Below are 18,654 nucleotides of genomic sequence, written 5' to 3' on the forward strand. Positions count from 1 at the left end.
GCGTCCCCCTCACCTCCGGGTTTCGCCGCAGACCCTACTCCTGCCCGTAGGCTTCGGGGAGTCGCGCGAAGGAGGCGAAGAGGTGCCGGTGGAGGTCACGTGGTGGGGTCACGCCACCTGCACGGTCGCGGACTCGGGCGTACGTGTGCTCACCGACCCTCTGTTCGCCCGCCGGCTCGCGCATCTGCGCCGCCGCCGCGGTGCGCTGCCCCCGGCGGACGCCTGGCGCACCGACGTGGCACTGGTCTCGCATCTGCACGCCGACCACCTGCACGTGCCGTCGCTGGCGCGGCTCGCGCCGGGCACGCGCCTGGTCGTGCCCCGGGGCGCACCCCGGTCCGTGCCGGGTCTGCGCCGGCTCACCCATCTGCAGCTGACCGAGGTGGCCCCCGGGGACGAGACCCGGGTGGGCGGCCTCGTCATACGGGCCGTGCCCGCGCAGCACGACGGACGGCGGCTGCCGGTGGGCCCGCACCGCTCCCCCGCCCTCGGCTACGTCATCGAGGGCGAGGCCCGGACCTACTTCGCCGGGGACACCGGGCTGTTCGACACGATGGCGAAGGAGGTCGGGCCGGTCGACGTGGCGCTGCTGCCGGTCGGCGGCTGGGGGCCGTACCTGGGGGACGGACATCTCGACGCGGGGCGGGCGGCCGAGGCGCTGGCCCGGCTGGCGCCACGCAGTGCCGTGCCGGTGCACTACGGCACGTACTGGCCGATCGGCATGGACGCCGTACGCCCCCATGAGTTCCACGCGCCCGGCGACGACTTCGTGCGGCTCGCGGCCCAGCGTGCTCCGCAGGTCGCGGTGCACGCGCTCCGGCACGGCGAGAGCGTGCGCCTGGAGGTCGCCCGGTGAACTGGCTCGCGGCCTCCTCCACGGTGCCGCCGGAATCCACCCAGCAGGCGATCGGCTATCCGACGCTGTTCCTGCTGGTGCTGATCGGTGCGCTGGTGCCGGTGGTGCCGACCGGGGCGCTGGTGAGTTCGGCGGCGGTGGTCGCTTTCCATCAGACGGCACCGTTCTCGCTGGCGCTGGTGTTCGTGACGGCTTCGCTGGCCGCGTTCCTCGGTGATGCCACGCTGTACTGGCTGGGGCGGCGCGGCATGGGGTCGAGGAACGGCTCGCGCTGGCTGGAGGCGATCCGGGCGCGGGCGCCGGAGGAACGGCTGGCCCAGGCCCAGGAGAAGCTCGCCGCACACGGGGTGGCGGTGCTCGTGCTGTCCCGGCTGGTGCCGGCGGGCCGGCTGCCGGTGATGCTGGCCTGCCTGCTGGCGAAGTGGTCGATGCGCCGGTTCGCCCGCGGCAATCTGCCGGCCTGTCTGGCCTGGGCTGTGACGTATCAGCTGATCGGGATTCTCGGTGGGTCGTTGTTTCCGGAGCCGTGGGAGGGTGTGGTCGCGGCGGTGGCGCTGACGCTGGTCATCAGTGCGGTGCCGAGTGGCTGGCGCCGACTGCGGAAGGCCGGCGCCTGAGAACTCGGGTAGCGATGCCGTATCGCGGCTGCGGGTTGTCCGTGGCTGGTCGCGCCCACGCGGCGGAGCCGCATATCGACTCAGCCCCGCGCCCCTTACCGGCATGTCCTCGCGCCTCTCATTGGGCGCCGTCCAGCACCCGTGACCCACCAACCGGCAGGTCCCACAGGTCCTCCCGTGCCAGGCCCGCCTTCTCCCACGCCGCACGCACGCGTGTCAGCGGTTCCAGGACCGGCTCCGCCGACAGCACGAACGTGGCCCAGTGCATGGGAGCCATGCACTGCGCGCCGAGGTCCTGTACCGCCCGTACCGCCTCCTCCGGGTCGCAGTGGACGTCGCTGAGCCACCAGCGGGGGTTGTACGCGCCGATCGGCATCAGGGCGAGGTCGATGCCCGGGTAGCGTCGGCCGATCCGGGTGAACCAGTGGCCGTAGCCGGTGTCACCGGCGAAGTAGAGGCGGCGGCCGTCGGGAGCGGTCAGTACCCAGCCGCCCCACAGGGTGCGGCAGGCGTCCGTCAGGGTCCGCTTGGACCAGTGGTGGGCGGGCACGAAGTCGAAGCGGACGCCGTCGAGTTCGGCCGCCTCCCACCAGTCCAGCTCGGTGACACAGGTGAACCGGCGGCGGTGGAACCAGCGGCCGAGCCCGGCCGGTGCGAACACGGGGGTGTCGCGCGGGAGCCGGCGCAGGGTGGGGGCGTCCAGGTGGTCGTAGTGGTTGTGGCTGATGACGACCGCGTCGACGCGCGGCAGCTCGTTCCAGTCGACCCCGACGGGTGTGATGCGGGCGGGAGTGCCGAGGATGCGGCGGGACCACACCGGGTCGGTCAGCACGGTGAGCCCGCCGATGCGCAGCACCCAACTGGCGTGTCCCGCCCAGGTGACGGCGACGGTGCGGGCGTCCACGCGGGGCAGCGGGGCGGGTTCGAAGGGCAGGCGGGGGATGTCGGCGAGGCCCTCGCGGCCGGGGCGTACGGCGCCCTCGCGGGCGAACCGGGCGAGGGCCTTGATGCCGGGCAGCGGGGCAGTCAGCCGGTCGTGGAAGGTCCGCGGCCAGACCCGCCGCTCGGCGAGCGGACGGGGTTCGGCGAGCGGCGGAACAGGGGGCGCGAAGGGTGACGTGGCCGCCGGATCGTCGGATTCCTGGGTGCTCGTGGTCGACTCGGACTGTGGCGTCATCGAGGAGGCTCCCGTCGCTGAGCGTCGTCGCGGAGATCGTCGAAGACCGACCTCAAGCCGATCAACGCGCGTCGCACGTGTGGCAGTTCCAACGGCTCGGGTGAATCGAGGCATTCCGCGCGCTCTGCGTCCGTGCCGCCCAACAGCGGGCCGGTGGACAGCCGGACGCGCAGCGCGCCGAGCTCGTCGCCGAAGCGGTGGCCGCCCGGAGCGGGCATGCCGAGCCGGGCGGTGAGGAAGTCCTCCAGTTCCTGCGCGTCGCCCACACCGTGCGGGGTGAGCGCGGACCGCAACGGGCCCAGATCGACGTAGAGATGACGGCCCGCCTGCGGCGGCCGGGCGAGGGCGCCCGCCGCGACGACGGTGTGGTGCGCGGCCTGCGCCACGCGCGCGTGCAGGCGTACGACGGCGGCCGCCCGGGCGCTGACCGGCTCGGGTTCGCCCAGGGCGTACCCGGCCGCGGCAGCCACCGGGCCCGCGACCCGCGCGTCGAGCGCGGTCAGCACATCCAGTACGCGCGCGTGCAGCTCCTCCCCGGCCTCGCCCGCGGGGAAGCGGGCGACGGCGGCAGGCCAGCCCGGCGGCAACAGCGCACCGGCCAGGTCACTGACGACGGTGACCCGGTCGGGCAGCATCTCGGCGGGGCTGAACAGCACGGTGTCGTGCCGCGCGTGCAGCGTGTCGCGCCAGGTCTCGTCGCTGACCAGGTGCAGTCCCTCACCGGCCGCGGCCTCGAGGGTCTCGTGCAGCACCTCCGGCGGTGCCACCGTCGCCGTCGGGTCGTCGGCGACGGACAGCACGAGCAGCCGCGGATCGCCGCCCTCGGTACGCACCCGGCGCACGGTCTCCAGCAGCGCGTAAGGATCGGGCACCCCGCCGCACTCGGCCGGCGTCGCCACGTGGAAGGCGGGTCTGCCCAGCAGGCGTGCGTACGGCGCCCACCACGCAGCGCAGGGCCGGGGCACCAGGACGTCGCCGCCGATCGCGGCGGTCAGCGCGAGCAGCAGGGCGGGTGCGCCGGGAGCGGCCACGGCATGCTCGGGGGCGACGGCCAGTCCACGCCGCTCCCAGTAGCCGCACGCCGCGTCCAGAAGAGCGGATCCCCCGCCGACCGGCTCGCTCCCGGCCCGGCCCGCGGCCGCGGCGAGCACGGCGGACAGCTCCGGCAGCACGGGCAGCCCGTCGTCGGGGAGGGGCGGCCCGTAGCGGACGGGTCCGTGGCCTTCCGGGTCCGTCCGCCGCATGCATACCTCCCGTGCCGGTCGTCTCTCGCGCTCTGCGTACCCAGCCCGCCCCGGTCTCAGGCGTCCGCCGACGAGTCCCTGCGCCACAGTCGGTACACGGCCGCGCCGAGCGCCCCCGCGATCAGCAGACCGCCGGTCACGAGCGCGGGCACGGACACGCCGAAGTCCCCTCCCTCGCCGGCCTTCACCCCGTGCTGGATCACCGGAGGCTTACAGGATTCGCGGGGCACGGTGCAGCGTGGGCCGATGCCGCCGTCCTCCGGACGGGCCACGATGAACGTCGCCTTGAACGGTTTGCCCTTCGCACCGGGCGCCGCCGGACAGGTGCCCTCGACGGTCCAGGCGGATTCCGTTCCAGCGGCGGGCGGGGCGGCGGCGGGCGGGGGTGCCGATCCGGCGGCAGGAGGGGCAGCCGGATCGGCGGCGGGCGGAGCAGCCGACCCACCAGGAGGCGGAGCAGCCGGATCGGCGGCGGGCGGAGCAGCCGGATCGGCGGCGGGCGGAGCAGCCGGATCGGCGGCGGGCGGAGCAGCCGACCCACCAGGAGGCGGAGCAGCCGACCCACCAGGAGGCGGAGCAGCCGACCCACCAGGAGGCGGAGCAGCCGACCCACCAGGAGGCGGAGCAGCCGACCCACCAGGAGGCGGAGCAGCCGACCCACCAGGAGGCGGAGCAGCCGACCCAGCAGGGGGCGGGAGGGCCGGGAGGCTCGCGGCGGGCGGGATGCGGGCGGTGCCCCGGTATGCGGGCCCGGACAGTGCGTTGTCGTTGCCGGGCACCAGGCTCAGTTTCAGGGTCCCCCCGGGGAACGCCTTGGACTTCGCCACCACAGTGGCGGGCGCCTTCCCTCCGAAGGGATCGCAGGACACGGAGACGGTGACGCTGCCGCCCGGTCGGCTGGCGGCGGGTCTGACCTCCGCAGCCGGATCCGCCGAGGCGACGGGAACGGCACTGGCCAGCACAGCCCCGGCCAGAATGGCGACGGACAGGACACGGGCGCTGCTTGGGCGCATGGGACGGACTCCTTGGACCGATCGGACCGACGGCGACGGGGGCACGAGGGCCGCGCCCCCACAGCCATCACAGCCCTCCCGTCAAAGGGGACGCGCGCGGCGGGACCCCATTGGCGGGACGTCAACGCTCGTGTGGGTGATCCGCCCCCGGCCCGGTCGGCAAGCACCCGGCAGGTTTTCCACAGGGGCGGGGGGTGACTCGTAGGGATGCCGACAACTCTGCCGACACCCCCTTACGCGACTCGCTTCCTACGTCCGGAAGGACGCCTCACATGAGCACCAAGGTCTCCGACCACATCCTGCAGCGGCTGCGCGAGTGGGGTGTGGAGCACGTCTTCGGCTACCCCGGCGACGGGATCAACGGGCTGCTCGCCGCCTGGGGCCGCGCCGACGACCGGCCGCGGTTCATCCAGTCCCGGCACGAGGAGATGTCCGCGTTCCAGGCGGTCGGCTACGCCAAGTTCGGCGGCCGTCTCGGAGTGTGCGCGGCGACCTCGGGGCCAGGCGCGATCCACCTGCTCAACGGTCTGTACGACGCCAAGCTGGACCATGTTCCGGTGCTGGCGATCGTCGGCCAGACGCACCGCAGCGCGATGGGCGGCTCGTATCAGCAGGAGGTGGACCTGCACGCGCTGTTCAAGGACGTCGCCTCCGACTTCCTGGAGACGGTGACGGTTCCGGAGCAGTTGCCGAACGTGCTGGACCGGGCGATCCGCACCGCGTACGCCCGCCGCTCCCCCACCGCGGTCATCATCCCCGGCGACGTGCAGGAGCTCGACTACTCGCCGCCCACCCACGAGTTCAAGATGGTGCCCTCCAGCCTGGACCGCAGCGCGTGGACGGCGATTCCCTCCGAGGAGTCCCTGCACCGGGCCGCGGACGTCCTCAACGCCGGTGACAAGGTCGCGATCCTGGTCGGCCAAGGCGCCGCGGGCGCGCAGGCGGAGGTGGAGCGGATCGCCGAGCTGCTCGGTGCGGGCGTCGCCAAGGCGCTGCTCGGCAAGGACGTGCTCAGCGACGAACTGCCGTACGTCACCGGCTCGATCGGTCTGCTGGGCACCCGTCCGTCGTACGAGCTGATGCGGGACTGCGACACGCTGCTGACCATCGGCTCCTCGTTCCCGTACACACAGTTCATGCCGGAGTTCGGCAAGGCGCGCGGGGTGCAGATCGACATCGATCCGCACATGGTCGGGATGCGTTATCCGTACGAGGTGAATCTCGTCGGCGACGCCAGGGAGACCCTCCAGCGGCTCATCCCGCTGCTGGACGGCGAGCGCGGGCGCGAGTGGTTCGACACGGTGTGCGCGAACGTGACGCGCTGGCGCGAGGTGATGGAGCGCCGGGCGGGGCTGTCGGCCGATCCGATCAACCCGGAGTACGTGGCCAGCGCCCTGGACCCGCTGCTGCCTGCCGACGCGATCATCACGTCCGACTCGGGGTCGGCCGCGAACTGGTACGCCCGGCACCTGACGATGCGGCCCGGCATGCGTTCCTCGCTCTCCGGGACGCTGGCGACGATGGGCTGCGGCGTGCCGTACGCGATCGGCGCGAAGTTCGCCCATCCGGACCGGCCGGCGATCGCGCTGGTCGGGGACGGGGCGATGCAGATGAACGGGCTCGCCGAGCTGATCACGGCGGCGAAGTACTTCGGCCGCTGGCAGGATCCGCGGCTGGTGGTCGGCGTCTGGAACAACCACGACCTGAACCAGGTGACGTGGGAGATGCGGGCCATGGAGGGCGCCCCGTCCTTCCTGCCCTCGCAGGAGATCCCGGACGTGCAGTACGCCGCCTTCGCCCGCTCCCTGGGCCTGACCGGCGTGCGCGTGGAGAAGCCGGGGGACGTCGAGGCGGGCTGGCGGGCCGGTCTGGAGGCCGACGGTCCCGCGGTGATCGAGTTCCTCACGGACCCGGCGGTGCCGCCGATCCCGCCGCACGCGACATGGGAGCAGATGGAGGCGACGGCCGCGTCGATCCTGAAGGGCGACGCAGACCGCGGCTCCATGATCAAGCAGGGCCTCAAGGCGAAGGTGCAGGAGTTCCTGCCGGGCCGGCAGAAGAAGTAGGCGGTTGTGCGGCGCCGTGCCGGTGTCGCCGCCCGCCCTCCGGGTACGCGGTGCGCACCCCCGAATATCTGGAGCACGACATGCAGCGAGGCAGTGACCGGCTGAGCGTCCACCGGGACGACGAGATGAAGCACGAACTGCAGGGACTGCTCAGGTCGGGCCACCCCACCCGCACGGAGGAGTGGAACGATCCCGAGCCCGTGGCCGAGGACGATCCCCGGATCGCGGGCGGACCGGCCATGCCGGGCTCCCTTGCGGAGATCCGGCTGGAGCTGGGCCGCATTCTGGGCCGCAGCGCGTTTCCCGCGGGACCGGGCGAGCTGATGAGCGCCCTGCGCCGCCGGAACACGCCCGACGCCCTGATCGAGCCGCTGCGGCGACTGCCCCGTTCGGCGCGTTACGGCAACGTCCAGGAGCTGGCGGAGGCCCTGACGCGCGGTGAGCGACGGGAGGAGGCGCGATGATGGCCGATTTCGTGCGGGAGGTGATGACGCCGGGCGTGGTCGCCGTCCGTCCGGACGCCTCGGTGGTGGAGGCGGCGCAGCTGATGCGCGCCCAGGACATCGGCGATGTGGTGGTGGCCGACGGACAGCAGGTGGTCGGCATGCTCACCGACCGTGACATCACGATACGTGCCGTGGCCGAGGGTCTCGATCCGCTGACCGTGAGCGCACGGTCGGTGTGCACACCGCACCCGGTCATGGTGTCGCCGCAGGACCCGGTGTCGACGGCGGTCGCGCTGATGCGCGAGAAGGCCGTACGCAGGCTGCCGGTCGTCGAGAACGGCCTCCCCGTGGGAATGGTGAGCCTCGGGGACCTCGCGGTCGCGCAGGCCCCGGACAGCGCGCTCGCCGACATCAGCCGGGCCGAACCGGACCACGACGTCCAACCGGCCGCTCCCGACATCCGGGGACCGGTGTGACGAAAGGACGGTGAACCGTCATGCGCATCGCGTTTCTGACCGCACCCGAGGGCGTCGAACAGGTCGAGCTGACCGACCCCTGGCAGGCGGCCGTCGAGGCCGGCCACGATCCCGTGCTCGTGTCGACGAAGCCGGGCGAGGTACAGGCTTTTCATCACCTCGACAAGGCGGACACGTTCACCGTCGACGAGATGGTGGGCGAGACGTCGGCCGACTCCTTCGACGGCCTGGTGCTGCCGGGCGGCGTGGCCAACCCCGACTTCCTGCGGATGAACCCCAAGGCCGTGGCGTTCGTCCGGGACTTCTTCGAGCAGGGCCGACCGGTCGCCGCGATCTGCCATGCGCCGTGGACGCTGGTCGAGGCGGACGTCGTACAGGGCCGGGTGCTGACCTCGTGGCCGAGCGTGCGGACCGACATCCGCAACGCGGGCGGCACCTGGGTGGACGAACAGGTCAAGATCTGCGACCACGGTCCGAACAAGCTGGTCACCAGCCGCAAGCCGGACGACCTGAAGGCGTTCTGCGCGGCGTTCCTGGAGGTGTTCGCGAAGGAGACGGCGTAACCGACGGGGCTGTCCGTCCCGCCGTGTCGTGTCATGGGCCGGGGCCGGGGTCGGTCGCGGTGGCGCCCTGTCCCCGCTTCCCGACCGGGGTCTGCTGCTCGCGGACCCCGTCACACACCGCGGCCCGCTCCCGGGCGCCCTCCCGGGTGCGCCCCGGGGAGACGAAGCGGCGCGGATTGCGGCGCAGGTACTCGCCCTCCAGCTGGGCCATGCGTTCGTTGTGGGCGCGCAGCGCGTCGTTCGAGCCGTACAGCAGGGTGTCGTGGCGCGTGCGGTGGATGGTCTCCAGCTCCTTCATGAGCTGCTGGTCGTCCAGCCGACCCGGTTCGACTCCGGTCATGGTGGTGCCCCGCTCATCGTGTTCATTCATGGGGTTCGGGTACCCGCCCGGCAAGCAGCAGTACCCCCGAACGGCAACCGGGAGGGAGCCATGGATCTCGCGTTCCTGCATCCACTCTACGAACATCCGGGGCCCTGGGCCTCCGTGTACGTCGACCTCTCCCGGCACACGGAGGACACGCCTCACGAGCGGCATCTGACGGCCGAGGCGATGTCCCGGGAACTCGCGGGTCAGGGCGCCGACGAGGCGACCTGCATGGCCGTGCGCGACGCGATCGAGGAGCTGAAGCACTCGCCGGAGCCGCACGGCCGGGCCCTGTTCGCCCGCGCGGGTCAGGTGGTCCTCGACCCGCCGCTGGCCCGTGCCCCGCAGGGCGGCTGGGCGCAGTGGGCGCCGCTGCCCCGCGCCACCCCGCTGCTCGACCTGACCGGCGAGGACGCCGTGGCCGTCGTGGCGTACGTCGACCGCAAGGGCGCCGCCTTCGAGCTGCGCAGCGCGCTGGTCCGGGAGAAGGCCGGTTCGGTCGCCGGACGCCAGTGGCCGGTGCACCGTACGAGCAGTGTGGACTGGTCGGAGCGGCACTTCCAGCTGCGGGTGGAGAACGCCTGGGAGCACAACGCGGCGGAGATCGCCGACGCGCTCGCGGTGTGCCAGGAGGAGACCCTGGCCGATCTGCTGATCCTGGTCGGCGAGGACCGGGAGCGGCGGGCCGTGCACGAGCGGCTGCCGCAGCGGCTGCACGACCGGGTGGTTCAGGCCCCGCACGGCACGGGCAGCCGACTCCTCGACGCGGACGTGGAGGAGGCCCGCGCCACCCATGTGCGCCGACATGCCGAGGCCGAGCTGGAGCGGTTCCTGGCGGCCCGCGCGCAGGCGGCGGAGGGCGTGCCCGCGGTGATCGAGGCGGCCCGGGAGCACCGGATCGATGAGCTGGTCGTCCGCCCGGACGGCCCCGACACGCACCGCGAGGTGTGGATCGGTGAGGACCCGGACCAGCTGGCGGTGCGCCGTACGGACCTGAAGATCCTCGGCGAGCAGCATTCCTGGTCCGCCCGCGCGGACGACGCGCTGATCCGCTCGGCGGTGGCGACGGCCGCACCGGCGATCTCACTGACCCCGGCCGAGGCGGCACGCGAGCAGGACGTACCGGCGGGCGGCCTGGGCGCACTGCTGCGCTGGACGTGAACCGCGCTATCGGGCCCGCTCCACGCGGCGTTCGTCCCACACCGGTTCCGGGGTCTCGCGGACCCGGCCGTCGCTGCCGAAGACCAGGTAGCGGTCGAAGGAGCGGGCGAACCAGCGGTCGTGGGTGACCGCGAGGACCGTGCCGTCGAACGCCTCCAGGCCTTCCTGCAGGGCTTCGGCGGACTCCAGGTCGAGGTTGTCGGTCGGCTCGTCCAGCAGCAGGGCGGTGGCGCCCTGGAGTTCCAGCAGGAGGATCTGGAAGCGGGCCTGCTGGCCCCCGGAGAGCCGGTCGAAGCTCTGCTCGGCCTGGCCGGTCAGCTCGTAGCGGCGCAGCCGGGACATGGCGGCGCCCCGGTCCTGGGCGTGTTCGCGCCACAGGATGTCGAGCAGTGACCGGCCGACCAGCTCCGGGTGCGCGTGGGTCTGCGCGAAGTGGCCGGGCACGACCCGCGCCCCGAGCTTCCACTCCCCGGTGTGCGCCACGTCGTCCCCGGCGAGCAGCCTGAGGAAGTGCGACTTGCCGGAGCCGTTGGAGCCGAGGACGGCGACCCGTTCGCCGTAGAAGACCTCCAGGTCGAAGGGTTTCATCAGCCCGGTGAGCTCGAGCCCCTTGCAGGTGACGGCGCGGACGCCGGTACGGCCGCCCTTGAGCCGCATGCGGATGTCCTGCTCGCGCGGCGGCTCCGGCGGCGGGCCCGCCTCCTCGAACTTGCGCAGCCGGGTCTGGGCCGCCTGGTAGCGGGACGCCAGCTCGTGGCTGATCGAGGCGGCCTGACGGAGGTTCAGCACGAGCTTCTTCAGCTGGGCGTGCTTCTCGTCCCAGCGCCGGCGCAACTCCTCGAAGCGGGCGAAGCGTTCGCGCCGGGCCTCGTGGTAGGTGGCGAAGCCGGCGCCGTGCACCCAGGCGTCGGCACCCGCGGGGCCGGGCTCGACGGAGACGATCCGCTCGGCGGCACGGGCGAGGAGTTCCCGGTCGTGGGAGACGAACAGGACCGTCTTGCGGGTCTGAGCGAGACGCTCCTCCAGCCAGCGTTTGCCGGGCACGTCGAGGTAGTTGTCGGGCTCGTCGAGCAGCAGCACCTCGTCGGTGCCGCGCAGCAGCGCCTCCAGGACCAGCCGCTTCTGTTCGCCGCCGGACAGGGTCCGTACCTGCCGCCACTGCGCCTTCTCGTACGGCACGCCGAGCGCGGCCGTGGTGCACATGTCCCACATCGTCTCCGCCTCGTAGCCGCGCGCCTCGGCCCAGTCGGCCAGTGCCTGCGCGTACCGGAGCTGGGCGGCCTCGTCGTCGACGGTCATGATGGCGTGCTCGGCCGCGTCGACGGCCGCGGCGGCCTCGCGGATGCGCGGCGGTGCGACGGACACCAGCAGGTCGCGTACGGTCGTCTCGTCCCGTACGGAGCCCACGAACTGCCGCATCACACCGAGCCCGCCGCTGACGGTGACGGTGCCGCCGTGGGGTTTCAGCTCGCCCGAGATCAGCCGGAGCAGGGTGGTCTTGCCGGCGCCGTTGGGGCCGACGAGGGCGACGACCGCCCCTTCGCCCACCCGGAACGACACATCGCCGAGCAGGGTCCTCCCGTCCGGGAGGTGGTACTCGAGGTGTGCGGCTTCCAGATGTCCCATGAGGCCGCATTGTGCTGGCGGCCCGCGACCTGCGGCAAACGCTTATTCGGTCGCGTCCAGCGGGCGCCCGGTGGGTCCGCCCTCACCCGCGGGCACCACCGTCGCGCCCGCCCACGACAGCGCCTTCCAGCCGTCGGAGGGCGAGCCCTCGAGGATCACCACGCCGGTGTTCTCCAGCGGGCGGGCAGCGGCGAAGGGCACGTCGACGCCCGCGGCGCGGGCGGCGGTCCACATCCGGATGGCGGCGCCGTGGCTGACCATGGCGACGGTTCCGGCGCCGCTGTCGGCGGCCTCGGCGACCACGGCGTCGTACCGTGCGAGCGCCTCCTCGCCGCTCTCCCCGCCCGGCATCCGCAGCGTGGTGTCACCGGCGGCCCAGGCGAACGCCGTCCGCATGTACTCCTGGCCGCGCTCGGAGTCGCCGGGCAGCATCTCCAGCTCGCCGGCCGTGAGCTCCCGGATGCCGTCGCGGACGATCACCTCGAGCCCGCGGGCCGCCGCGAGCGGCTCGGCGGTGAGCTGGGTCCGCACGAGGGTGGAGGCGTAGACGGCCTCGATGTCCTCGTCGGCGAGGGCCGCGGGCAGGGCGGCGGCCTGGCGTTCGCCCAGCTCGGTCAGGCCCGGCCCCGGGACGGTGGTGTCCAGCAGGTAGGCGAGGTTGGTGGGGGTCTGGCCGTGGCGGACGAGGAGCAGGCGCATCGATGGGTTCCTCCGGGTGCCGGCCACCGCCGACGGGGCAGAGAACGGCGCCTTCAGGGTACCCGCGCCTGTATGAGCCCAGATGTCGACCTCACCCTGCCGAAACCCGGCCATCACATCCTGCGCGACCGGCTGCTCGCCCTCGACTGCCGGCTGTTCGAGTTCGCCGCCGAACGTCACTGGCCCGCCGCCGAGCCCGTCCTGCCGAGGCTGAGCCGGAGCGCGAACCACGGTGTGCTGTGGTTCGCGACGGCGGGCCTGATCGCGGCGAGCCGCACCCCGAGGGGCCGCCGGGCCGCCGTGCGGGGCGTGGCCTCGCTCGCCCTGGCCTCGGCCACCATCAACACCCTCGGCAAGCGCAGTGTGCGCCGCCCCCGCCCGGTCCTCGACCCCGTCCCGCTGGTCCGGCAGCTGAAGCGGCAGCCGATCACCACCTCGTTCCCGTCCGGTCACTCCGCCTCCGCGGCGGCCTTCGCGACCGGGGTGGCGCTGGAGTCCTCCGCCTGGGGTGCCGTCGTGGCCCCGGTCGCGTTCTCGGTCGCCATGTCCCGCGTCTACACGGGCGCCCACTTTCCGAGCGACGTCCTGGCGGGTGCGGCGCTCGGCGTGGGCGCCGCGTTCGCCGTACGCGGTCTGGTGCCGACCCGGGCGCAGATCACGCTGCCGGCCCGGCCGCGCGCCGAGGCGCCGTCGCTGCCCGAGGGCGAGGGCCTGGTCGTCGTGGCCAACACGGCCGCCGGCCGGACGGACCGGGCGCCGACGCTGCGGGACGCGCTGCCGCGGGCGGAGGTCGTCGAGTGCGCGCCGGAGGACATGCGGGACGAGCTGGAGAAGGCGGCCGCCCGGGCCCGGGTGCTCGGGGTGTGCGGCGGCGACGGCACGGTGAACACGGCCGCGGAGATCGCCCTGCGCCGCGGCCTGCCGCTCGCGGTGCTGCCCGGAGGCACGCTGAACCACTTCGCCGGCGACCTGGGCGTGGAGGACGTCCGGACGCTGAGTCGCGCGGTCCGGCGGGGCGACGCCGTGCGGGTGGACGTGGGCCGGTTCACCTGCGGCGAGAAGCAGGGCGTCTTCGTCAACACGTGCAGCCTGGGCGTCTATCCGGAGCTGGTCCGTGAGCGGGACCGCTGGTCGCACCGGATCGGCAGCTGGCCGGCCGGGGTGCTCGCGGCGCTGCGCGTCCTGCGCGCGGACCGGCATCCGCTGGAGGTCGAACTCGGTGGCAGGCCAAGGCCGTTGTGGCTGTTGTTCGCCGGGAACGGCACCTACCACCGGATGGGCCTCGCACCGGCCCGCCGGCTCGAGCTCGCGGACGGACAGCTCGACGTACGGGTCGTGCACGGCGGGCGCGGACCGGCGCTGCGGCTGCTCGCCGCCGCCCTGGCCGGCCCGCTGACCCGCTCCCCGGCGCACGCGGCGGTCCAGGTGGGCCGGTTGCGCCTGTCCGGCGTCGCACCGGGCACGCTGCTCGCCTACGACGGAGAGGTCACCGAGGTGGAGGGCGAGGTCACGTTGGAGAAGCTGCCCGAGGCACTGGTCGTCTACCGGCCCGTAACCAAGAGCTGACCAGTCGTCAGTCCACATTGTAGAACAAAGTGTCTCATCATTCGACCTGGCGCGTACGGTGGCGGAGGACGTGAACCTGGGTGACGCGAAGGGGTACAGCCATGCCGAAAGCACAGGAGACCGCCGTCTACACGCACGGGCACCACGAGTCCGTGCTGCGTTCGCACACCTGGCGGACCGCCGCCAACTCCGCCGCGTACCTCCTCGGCGCGCTGCAGCCACACATGAAGATCCTGGACGTCGGCTGCGGGCCCGGCACCATCACCGCAGACCTGGCCGCGCTGGTCCCTGACGGCCATGTCACCGGTGTCGACTTCGCACCGGACATCCTGGACCGGGCACGGGCCACGGCGGCCGAACGCGGCCTGACCAACGTCGGCTTCGCGGTCGCCGACGTGCACGCCCTGGACTTCCCGGACGACACCTTCTGCGTGGTCCACGCCCACCAGGTGCTCCAGCACGTCGGTGATCCCGTGCAGGCCCTGCGCGAGATGCGGCGGGTGACGAAACCGGGCGGGTTCATCGCCGCCCGCGACTCGGACTACGCGGCGATGACCTGGTACCCCGCCTCACCCGGCCTGGACGACTGGCTGGACCTGTACCGCAGGGTGGCCCGCGCCAACGGCGGTGAGCCGGACGCGGGACGTCGGCTGAAGTCCTGGGCGCTGCAAGCCGGGCTCACCGACATCACCGCCACGTCCGGCACCTGGACGTTCTCGACGCCGGACGAGCGGGAGTGGTGGAGCGGCCTGTGGGCGGACCGCACCCTCGCGTCCGCCTACGCGCAGCGGGCCACGGAGGGCGGACATGCGAGCCCGGAACAGTTGCGGGCCGTGTCGGAGGCCTGGCGCCAGTGGGGGAAACAGGACGACGGCTGGTTCGCGGTTCTGCACGGAGAAATTCTGTGCCGCAAGGAAGCCTGAACATTCCTTTTCGGGAAACTCGGGGAGCAGGAGGTTCACATTATGGTTCCCATCCTGCTGGTACTGCTTTTGGTGCTGATTCTGTTCGGCGCCGGATTCGCGGTAGAGGTGCTTTGGTGGATTGCGATCGCGGTCCTTGTTCTGTGGTTGCTGGGCTTCCTGATGCGGGGTACGACCGCAGCCGGAGGCAGGGGCCGCTGGTACAGGTGGTGAACTGACCCGGGAGCTCAGTCCCGGGGCAGCAACGGTCCGAGCGGCCCGAGGTCCAGATTCAGGTCCTCGGGCCGCAGTCCGTAGCGCTCGCGCAGCTCGGTCATCCGGTCGTCGAGCAGCATCAGGGTGAGCCCGATCCGCTCCTCCTGCTCCTCGCTGAGATCACCCGTGTCGAACCGGCGCAGCGCCTGCCGTTCCATCAACTGGCGGAGCAGTTCCACGACGGTGAGGACGAGCTTGACCAGATCGCGCTCGACGGTGTCGGGCTCGAGCTCGAGACGACCCCGGCGGGCCGTCACAGGTCCTCACCCCAGGGGGCCGGCACCCGGTCGTTCACCGAGCTGATCAGCGCGTTGAGGTCGATACGGACGAGATCGACGTCCGCGATGCGCAGGGTGACGTCGCCGGTGATCACGACCCCGCCCGCCAGCAGCCGGTCGAGCAGGTCCACGAGGGCGACCTCACGGCGTTCGATCACCGTCACGGCTTCTCCCCCGCGAAGGAATAGGCCGCCCAGGGGCCGGTGAGTTCCACCCGCATTCCGGGCGCTTCGTCCTTCGTCCGGTCCACGATTTCCACGAACTCCTCGGATTCGGCGCGCGGCACCAGATAGGCCGCATTCAGGACATTGCGACCGGAGGTGCCGGACAGTGCGGGATCCTGGGGCGCGTGCAGCCGGGAATCGTCGGCATGCGCGGCGAGCGTTTCATGCAGCCGGGTCGCGAACTCCTCGGCTTTCCGCCACCTGTCCTCCTGCTCCCGGGCGCGCATACTGCGCTGCCGCAGATAGTCCCGCCCGGACACGGCTTTCCCGGCCGCCGGCTCGCTTTCCGCAGTTCCCCCGGGAGTTTCACCGGGTGCGAATTCGACGTACACCTTCACACCCCATTCCACCCGCCCCTCCAGTCGGTCGAGAGTGCGCCGGAAGTCGCCCTCGCGGGCCTCCAGCATCATGCGTACGCCGCTGTCGTCCCGGAACACCGTGGCCAGCCGGAGCGGCAGGGGCGTGGTCACCGTCATCAGCGCGTCGATCACGCCGTGGTGGGCACGGGCGGTGGCCGTGAGCCATTCCAGGTCCTCCAGATGGGCACGGAGCGGCTCCTCCGCGAAGTCCCCCTCCGGCACCGTACTGACCACGGCGACCAGACCGCGATGGTGCAGCAGCTTGGGCGGGGCGCCCGCCACGCCGGTCAGCTGGGTCTGCAGGGCCGCACCGAAAGGGCGGCAGACGGCGTACACGTACCGCAGTCCGGTCATGAGGCCTCCTCCTGTGCACGGCCGGTCTCCAGCTCCGCCAGCCGATCACGCAACTCGGCGTTCTCCCGGGCGAGTTCGGAGCGGCGGGCCCGGGACGACAGCGCCGGGTCGTCCTCCCACCAGTCGATGCCCATCTCCTTCGCCTTGTCGACGGAGGCGACGATGAGCCGCAGCTTGACGGTGAGCAGCTCGATGTCGAGCAGGTTGATCCGGATGTCGCCCGCGATGACGACGCCCTTGTCGAGCACGCGTTCCAGGATGTCGGCAAGGTTGGCGCCACCGTCGTGGCCGTAGGGCTCCGGGAGTCGGCTGGACGAGGTCATCGACGGCTCCCGGCGCACTCGTCCCGGTACTCGTCCTCGGTCTCCTTCTCCGCTTCGGGCTCCCCTTCTTCCCGGCGTTCCACCTCTTCGTATTCTTCTTCGGGTTCCCCTTCTCCGCCGTATTCCCCGTCGTCCGTTCTCACGGCCACAGCTCCCGGGCCGCCCCGCAGCCCGGTCTCCAGGCGGTCGAGGAGGTCGTCCTCACGGCGGTCGAACTCCTCCTCGTCCATCTCGCCCGCCTCGAGCCGCCGCTCCAGCACGGCGAGCTCGGCCCGTACCGCGGCCGGGTCGTAGTACCGCCGTTCCGCCTCGCGCAGCACCTGTCCGATCACCCATGCGCTGCCGCGCACCGGGGCGAACGGCAGCAGCAGTACCTCTCCGATCAGACCCATGGGCTACTCCCCCGCCGTATCCGCGCGGCCGGCCGGGCTGCCCGCCGGCTCGGCGGGGCCCGGCTCGACGAAGCTGTACGGCGGGAGCGGTCCGTGGACCCGCAGATCGAGGTGGGGATGGTCCTTGCGGGCCTGTTCCACCGCGGCCAGGAACATCTCGGCGGCGTCGCGGTCCACCAGGAACGAGACGTTGGCCGGCCAGCCGCTGGAGTCGGGGCCCACGCTCACGGCCTCGGCGACCGGTTCCAGGGCATGCTGCAGCTCGGTGGCGTCCTCGGCCTCCCGGCTCTGCACCGCGGCGGCGACCATTTCGCCGAGCCGCACCTTCTGTTCGTAACGGCCGCCGCCCGACTGCCGGTTGGCCTCCGCCAGGGCCCGGATCCCCGGATTCTCGGCCATCACGCGGTGCAGGACCGCCTCCTCGACGTGCGAGGCCTTGACGTTGTACTCGGCCTTGCCGTCCAGGGCCCGCAGCCGCTCCCGGTAGTGCGCGGCACGTTCGGCGAGAACGCCGGTGACCGTGTCGTCGTCCGGGGCGACGCTGCCGAACCGCATGGGCAGCACACAGCCGGCCGCTCCGGCCTCGGCCAGCACGTTCTGATGGGCAATCAGGTCCCTGCGCTTGGGGCGCAGGCCGTCGGGCGCGTCGCTGACGATCGCCGCCAGGTCGCCCTCCGTCAGGATGCGCACAGGTCGGGCGGGATCACCGACGCCGCCCATGCCCTCGGGGAGCGCGGAGTGCGAGCGTGCGGTGATGCCGTAGACGTAGGTACTCACTCCGGCTCCTCCTTCCGGCGGGCCGTGGTGGCCTTGCGGGCGCGCGGCCGGGACTCGCTCTCGGGCTGCGAGACCTCGTCACGTGCCCGCTTGAAGGCGTCGGAGACGGTCTGCGCGGCGCCGGACAGTGCGCCCTTGGACTTGCCGCGCGCGCCGGACTCGGTGATCTGCCCGACGACGTCGGGCAGGCCGGGGCTCTTGCGTGGCCCGGCCTCCAGGTCGAGCCGGTTGCACGCCTCGGCGAAGCGCAGATAGGTGTCGACGCTGGCGACGACGACCCGGACGTCGATCTTCAGGATCTCGATGCCGACGAGGGAGACACGTACGAAGGCGTCGATGACGAGCCCTCGGTCGAGGACCAGCTCCAGGACGTCGTACAGGCCGCTGGAGCCGCCTCCGCCGCCGGTCTGCTGTGCCGGGACAACGGTCATGCCGACCGGTCCTCCTTGTCTTTGGTGCGCGGATGTGGTGTGCGTCGGGATCACGGGTGGGCGGCTCAGCGGCCGCCGGGCCTGTGTGAGTCGGCCCGCCCGCGTTCGTAGCGGCGAACGCGCCGGTAGCCGGTGAGCTGTCCGTCGGGGTCGAGGTCGACCCGGTAGCTCGCCATCAGGCTCATCGTGTCGGGCACGCGGGCGAGTTCGAGGACCTCGACCTCCAGCGACCAGCCGTCCTCGGTCTGTTCGAAGGACGACACGGTCTCGGCGGCCATGCCGGTGAGTTCCGCCAGCTGGGTGCGCGCATGACGCAGCACCTGCATGGGGCTCGCCCGGTCGTCCGCCCTGCGATCTTCGGCGTGTTCGGGGTCGTGACGCGGATGTTGTGCGTCCGACGTGTTCTTTGCGTTCGACATGGCCACCTCGAACTCCGGGTGGCCACACGGACCTTGGCCAAACCT

At 72.4% G+C, this 18,654-nt stretch carries 23 protein-coding genes and 1 pseudogene; 10 read left to right on the forward strand and 14 right to left on the reverse strand.

The window, feature by feature from the left end:
- Window positions 1-82: 82 nt before the first annotated feature.
- Together ACKTSN_RS07890 and ACKTSN_RS07895 are read left to right on the forward strand one after the other, a co-directional pair.
- Window positions 83-856, forward strand: a complete 774-nt coding sequence (locus tag ACKTSN_RS07890; protein WP_409468436.1) for an MBL fold metallo-hydrolase — start codon at window positions 83-85, stop codon at window positions 854-856.
- A complete protein-coding gene (locus ACKTSN_RS07895; protein ID WP_224736914.1) occupies window positions 853-1,473 on the forward strand; it encodes a DedA family protein in 621 nt (206 codons plus the stop codon). The genes ACKTSN_RS07890 and ACKTSN_RS07895 overlap by 4 nt, the downstream gene beginning before the upstream one ends.
- 118 nt (window positions 1,474-1,591) lie before the next feature.
- On the opposite strand, the gene ACKTSN_RS07900 is transcribed toward ACKTSN_RS07895, so the two are convergent.
- The 3 genes from ACKTSN_RS07900 to ACKTSN_RS07910 are packed head-to-tail and all read right to left on the reverse strand — an operon-like array spanning window position 1,592 to window position 4,907.
- The gene (locus ACKTSN_RS07900) at window positions 1,592-2,650 is read right to left on the reverse strand and encodes an MBL fold metallo-hydrolase (protein WP_409468437.1); all 1,059 of its coding nucleotides are present in this window, start codon (window positions 2,648-2,650) and stop codon (window positions 1,592-1,594) included.
- Window positions 2,647-3,894, reverse strand: a complete 1,248-nt coding sequence (locus tag ACKTSN_RS07905) for an aminotransferase class I/II-fold pyridoxal phosphate-dependent enzyme (protein WP_409468438.1) — start codon at window positions 3,892-3,894, stop codon at window positions 2,647-2,649. Before ACKTSN_RS07905 ends, ACKTSN_RS07900 begins: the two co-directional genes overlap by 4 nt.
- Before the next feature lie 56 nt (window positions 3,895-3,950).
- Window positions 3,951-4,907 carry a hypothetical protein gene (locus ACKTSN_RS07910; protein WP_409468439.1) on the reverse strand — a complete coding sequence of 319 codons (957 nt, stop codon included), beginning with the start codon at window positions 4,905-4,907 and terminating at the stop codon, window positions 3,951-3,953.
- A gap of 272 nt (window positions 4,908-5,179) precedes the next feature.
- On the opposite strand from ACKTSN_RS07910, the gene ACKTSN_RS07915 reads away from it, so the two are divergent.
- The 4 genes from ACKTSN_RS07915 to ACKTSN_RS07930 all read left to right on the forward strand — a co-directional run bounded on the left by ACKTSN_RS07915 (window position 5,180) and on the right by ACKTSN_RS07930 (window position 8,458).
- Window positions 5,180-6,973, forward strand: a complete 1,794-nt coding sequence (locus ACKTSN_RS07915; RefSeq protein WP_409468440.1) for a thiamine pyrophosphate-requiring protein — start codon at window positions 5,180-5,182, stop codon at window positions 6,971-6,973.
- A gap of 80 nt (window positions 6,974-7,053) precedes the next feature.
- Window positions 7,054-7,437 carry a DUF2795 domain-containing protein gene (locus ACKTSN_RS07920; protein WP_409468441.1) on the forward strand — a complete coding sequence of 128 codons (384 nt, stop codon included), beginning with the start codon at window positions 7,054-7,056 and terminating at the stop codon, window positions 7,435-7,437.
- Entirely contained in the window at window positions 7,437-7,895 is a 459-nt protein-coding gene (locus tag ACKTSN_RS07925) for a CBS domain-containing protein (RefSeq protein WP_409474770.1), read from the forward strand. Before ACKTSN_RS07920 ends, ACKTSN_RS07925 begins: the two co-directional genes overlap by 1 nt.
- A 20-nt stretch (window positions 7,896-7,915) precedes the next feature.
- Entirely contained in the window at window positions 7,916-8,458 is a 543-nt protein-coding gene (locus ACKTSN_RS07930; protein ID WP_409468442.1) for a type 1 glutamine amidotransferase domain-containing protein, read from the forward strand.
- 31 nt (window positions 8,459-8,489) lie between these two features.
- Here the strand turns inward: ACKTSN_RS07930 and ACKTSN_RS07935 are convergent, their stop codons facing one another.
- On the reverse strand, window positions 8,490-8,828 hold the full coding sequence (locus ACKTSN_RS07935; protein WP_409468443.1) for a DUF6158 family protein: 339 nt from the start codon (window positions 8,826-8,828) through the stop codon (window positions 8,490-8,492).
- 60 nt (window positions 8,829-8,888) lie between these two features.
- Here ACKTSN_RS07935 and ACKTSN_RS07940 point away from each other — a divergent pair, with 60 nt between their 5' ends.
- A complete protein-coding gene (locus tag ACKTSN_RS07940; RefSeq protein WP_409468444.1) occupies window positions 8,889-9,983 on the forward strand; it encodes a Vms1/Ankzf1 family peptidyl-tRNA hydrolase in 1,095 nt (364 codons plus the stop codon).
- A gap of 6 nt (window positions 9,984-9,989) precedes the next feature.
- On the opposite strand, the gene ACKTSN_RS07945 is transcribed toward ACKTSN_RS07940, so the two are convergent.
- Together ACKTSN_RS07945 and ACKTSN_RS07950 are read right to left on the reverse strand one after the other, a co-directional pair.
- On the reverse strand, window positions 9,990-11,609 hold the full coding sequence (locus tag ACKTSN_RS07945) for an ABC-F family ATP-binding cassette domain-containing protein (protein WP_409468445.1): 1,620 nt from the start codon (window positions 11,607-11,609) through the stop codon (window positions 9,990-9,992).
- A gap of 42 nt (window positions 11,610-11,651) precedes the next feature.
- Complete coding sequence (locus ACKTSN_RS07950; RefSeq protein ID WP_409468446.1) at window positions 11,652-12,308, reverse strand: histidine phosphatase family protein; 657 nt, start codon at window positions 12,306-12,308, stop codon at window positions 11,652-11,654.
- 72 nt (window positions 12,309-12,380) lie between these two features.
- Between ACKTSN_RS07950 and ACKTSN_RS07955 the strand changes: the two genes are divergently transcribed.
- The 3 genes from ACKTSN_RS07955 to ACKTSN_RS07965 all read left to right on the forward strand — a co-directional run bounded on the left by ACKTSN_RS07955 (window position 12,381) and on the right by ACKTSN_RS07965 (window position 15,010).
- Window positions 12,381-13,874: a bifunctional phosphatase PAP2/diacylglycerol kinase family protein gene (locus ACKTSN_RS07955; protein WP_409468447.1), complete on the forward strand. Its 1,494-nt coding sequence runs from the start codon at window positions 12,381-12,383 to the stop codon at window positions 13,872-13,874.
- Between the two features lie 101 nt (window positions 13,875-13,975).
- Window positions 13,976-14,797 (forward strand): class I SAM-dependent methyltransferase, encoded by an 822-nt coding sequence (locus ACKTSN_RS07960; RefSeq protein WP_409468448.1) that lies wholly within the window; start codon window positions 13,976-13,978, stop codon window positions 14,795-14,797.
- A gap of 42 nt (window positions 14,798-14,839) precedes the next feature.
- Window positions 14,840-15,010 carry a hydrophobic protein gene (locus ACKTSN_RS07965; RefSeq protein WP_073495203.1) on the forward strand — a complete coding sequence of 57 codons (171 nt, stop codon included), beginning with the start codon at window positions 14,840-14,842 and terminating at the stop codon, window positions 15,008-15,010.
- Window positions 15,011-15,024: 14 nt separating this feature from the next.
- On the opposite strand, the gene ACKTSN_RS07970 is transcribed toward ACKTSN_RS07965, so the two are convergent.
- The 8 genes and pseudogenes from ACKTSN_RS07970 to ACKTSN_RS08005 form a co-directional block, all read right to left on the reverse strand.
- Window positions 15,025-15,309 carry a gas vesicle protein K gene (locus tag ACKTSN_RS07970; protein WP_129800270.1) on the reverse strand — a complete coding sequence of 95 codons (285 nt, stop codon included), beginning with the start codon at window positions 15,307-15,309 and terminating at the stop codon, window positions 15,025-15,027.
- Window positions 15,306-15,494 (reverse strand): gas vesicle protein, encoded by a 189-nt coding sequence (locus ACKTSN_RS07975; protein WP_129800271.1) that lies wholly within the window; start codon window positions 15,492-15,494, stop codon window positions 15,306-15,308. Before ACKTSN_RS07975 ends, ACKTSN_RS07970 begins: the two co-directional genes overlap by 4 nt.
- Window positions 15,491-16,267 carry a GvpL/GvpF family gas vesicle protein gene (locus ACKTSN_RS07980; protein WP_409468449.1) on the reverse strand — a complete coding sequence of 259 codons (777 nt, stop codon included), beginning with the start codon at window positions 16,265-16,267 and terminating at the stop codon, window positions 15,491-15,493. The genes ACKTSN_RS07975 and ACKTSN_RS07980 overlap by 4 nt, the downstream gene beginning before the upstream one ends.
- Window positions 16,264-16,590: a gas vesicle protein gene (locus ACKTSN_RS07985; protein ID WP_409468450.1), complete on the reverse strand. Its 327-nt coding sequence runs from the start codon at window positions 16,588-16,590 to the stop codon at window positions 16,264-16,266. The genes ACKTSN_RS07980 and ACKTSN_RS07985 overlap by 4 nt, the downstream gene beginning before the upstream one ends.
- A 152-nt stretch (window positions 16,591-16,742) precedes the next feature.
- Window positions 16,743-16,982, reverse strand: a pseudogene (locus ACKTSN_RS07990) (gas vesicle protein GvpG); the annotation flags it as partial.
- A gap of 3 nt (window positions 16,983-16,985) precedes the next feature.
- Window positions 16,986-17,759: a GvpL/GvpF family gas vesicle protein gene (locus ACKTSN_RS07995; RefSeq protein WP_409468451.1), complete on the reverse strand. Its 774-nt coding sequence runs from the start codon at window positions 17,757-17,759 to the stop codon at window positions 16,986-16,988.
- Window positions 17,756-18,190 (reverse strand): gas vesicle structural protein GvpA, encoded by a 435-nt coding sequence (locus ACKTSN_RS08000; RefSeq protein WP_409468452.1) that lies wholly within the window; start codon window positions 18,188-18,190, stop codon window positions 17,756-17,758. Before ACKTSN_RS08000 ends, ACKTSN_RS07995 begins: the two co-directional genes overlap by 4 nt.
- Before the next feature lie 65 nt (window positions 18,191-18,255).
- On the reverse strand, window positions 18,256-18,609 hold the full coding sequence (locus tag ACKTSN_RS08005) for a gas vesicle protein (protein WP_409468453.1): 354 nt from the start codon (window positions 18,607-18,609) through the stop codon (window positions 18,256-18,258).
- Window positions 18,610-18,654: the final 45 nt, after the last annotated feature.

Origin of the sequence: Streptomyces flavusporus, assembly GCF_046267975.1 — a bacterium.
Classification (GTDB): Bacteria; Actinomycetota; Actinomycetes; order Streptomycetales; family Streptomycetaceae; genus Streptomyces; species Streptomyces flavusporus.

Coding starts and splice junctions, on each gene's coding strand:
- ACKTSN_RS07900 (WP_409468437.1), bottom strand. CDS start 2,650: ATGACGCCACAGTCCGAGTCGACCACGAGCACCCAGGAATCCGACGAT.
- ACKTSN_RS07925 (WP_409474770.1), top strand. CDS start 7,437: ATGGCCGATTTCGTGCGGGAGGTGATGACGCCGGGCGTGGTCGCCGTC.
- ACKTSN_RS07965 (WP_073495203.1), top strand. CDS start 14,840: ATGGTTCCCATCCTGCTGGTACTGCTTTTGGTGCTGATTCTGTTCGGC.
- ACKTSN_RS07960 (WP_409468448.1), top strand. CDS start 13,976: ATGCCGAAAGCACAGGAGACCGCCGTCTACACGCACGGGCACCACGAG.
- ACKTSN_RS07915 (WP_409468440.1), top strand. CDS start 5,180: ATGAGCACCAAGGTCTCCGACCACATCCTGCAGCGGCTGCGCGAGTGG.
- ACKTSN_RS07945 (WP_409468445.1), bottom strand. CDS start 11,609: ATGGGACATCTGGAAGCCGCACACCTCGAGTACCACCTCCCGGACGGG.
- ACKTSN_RS08005 (WP_409468453.1), bottom strand. CDS start 18,609: ATGTCGAACGCAAAGAACACGTCGGACGCACAACATCCGCGTCACGAC.
- ACKTSN_RS07940 (WP_409468444.1), top strand. CDS start 8,889: ATGGATCTCGCGTTCCTGCATCCACTCTACGAACATCCGGGGCCCTGG.
- ACKTSN_RS07930 (WP_409468442.1), top strand. CDS start 7,916: ATGCGCATCGCGTTTCTGACCGCACCCGAGGGCGTCGAACAGGTCGAG.
- ACKTSN_RS07935 (WP_409468443.1), bottom strand. CDS start 8,828: ATGAATGAACACGATGAGCGGGGCACCACCATGACCGGAGTCGAACCG.
- ACKTSN_RS07950 (WP_409468446.1), bottom strand. CDS start 12,308: ATGCGCCTGCTCCTCGTCCGCCACGGCCAGACCCCCACCAACCTCGCC.
- ACKTSN_RS07955 (WP_409468447.1), top strand. CDS start 12,381: ATGAGCCCAGATGTCGACCTCACCCTGCCGAAACCCGGCCATCACATC.
- ACKTSN_RS07985 (WP_409468450.1), bottom strand. CDS start 16,590: ATGACCTCGTCCAGCCGACTCCCGGAGCCCTACGGCCACGACGGTGGC.
- ACKTSN_RS07980 (WP_409468449.1), bottom strand. CDS start 16,267: ATGACCGGACTGCGGTACGTGTACGCCGTCTGCCGCCCTTTCGGTGCG.
- ACKTSN_RS08000 (WP_409468452.1), bottom strand. CDS start 18,190: ATGACCGTTGTCCCGGCACAGCAGACCGGCGGCGGAGGCGGCTCCAGC.
- ACKTSN_RS07920 (WP_409468441.1), top strand. CDS start 7,054: ATGCAGCGAGGCAGTGACCGGCTGAGCGTCCACCGGGACGACGAGATG.
- ACKTSN_RS07910 (WP_409468439.1), bottom strand. CDS start 4,907: ATGCGCCCAAGCAGCGCCCGTGTCCTGTCCGTCGCCATTCTGGCCGGG.
- ACKTSN_RS07905 (WP_409468438.1), bottom strand. CDS start 3,894: ATGCGGCGGACGGACCCGGAAGGCCACGGACCCGTCCGCTACGGGCCG.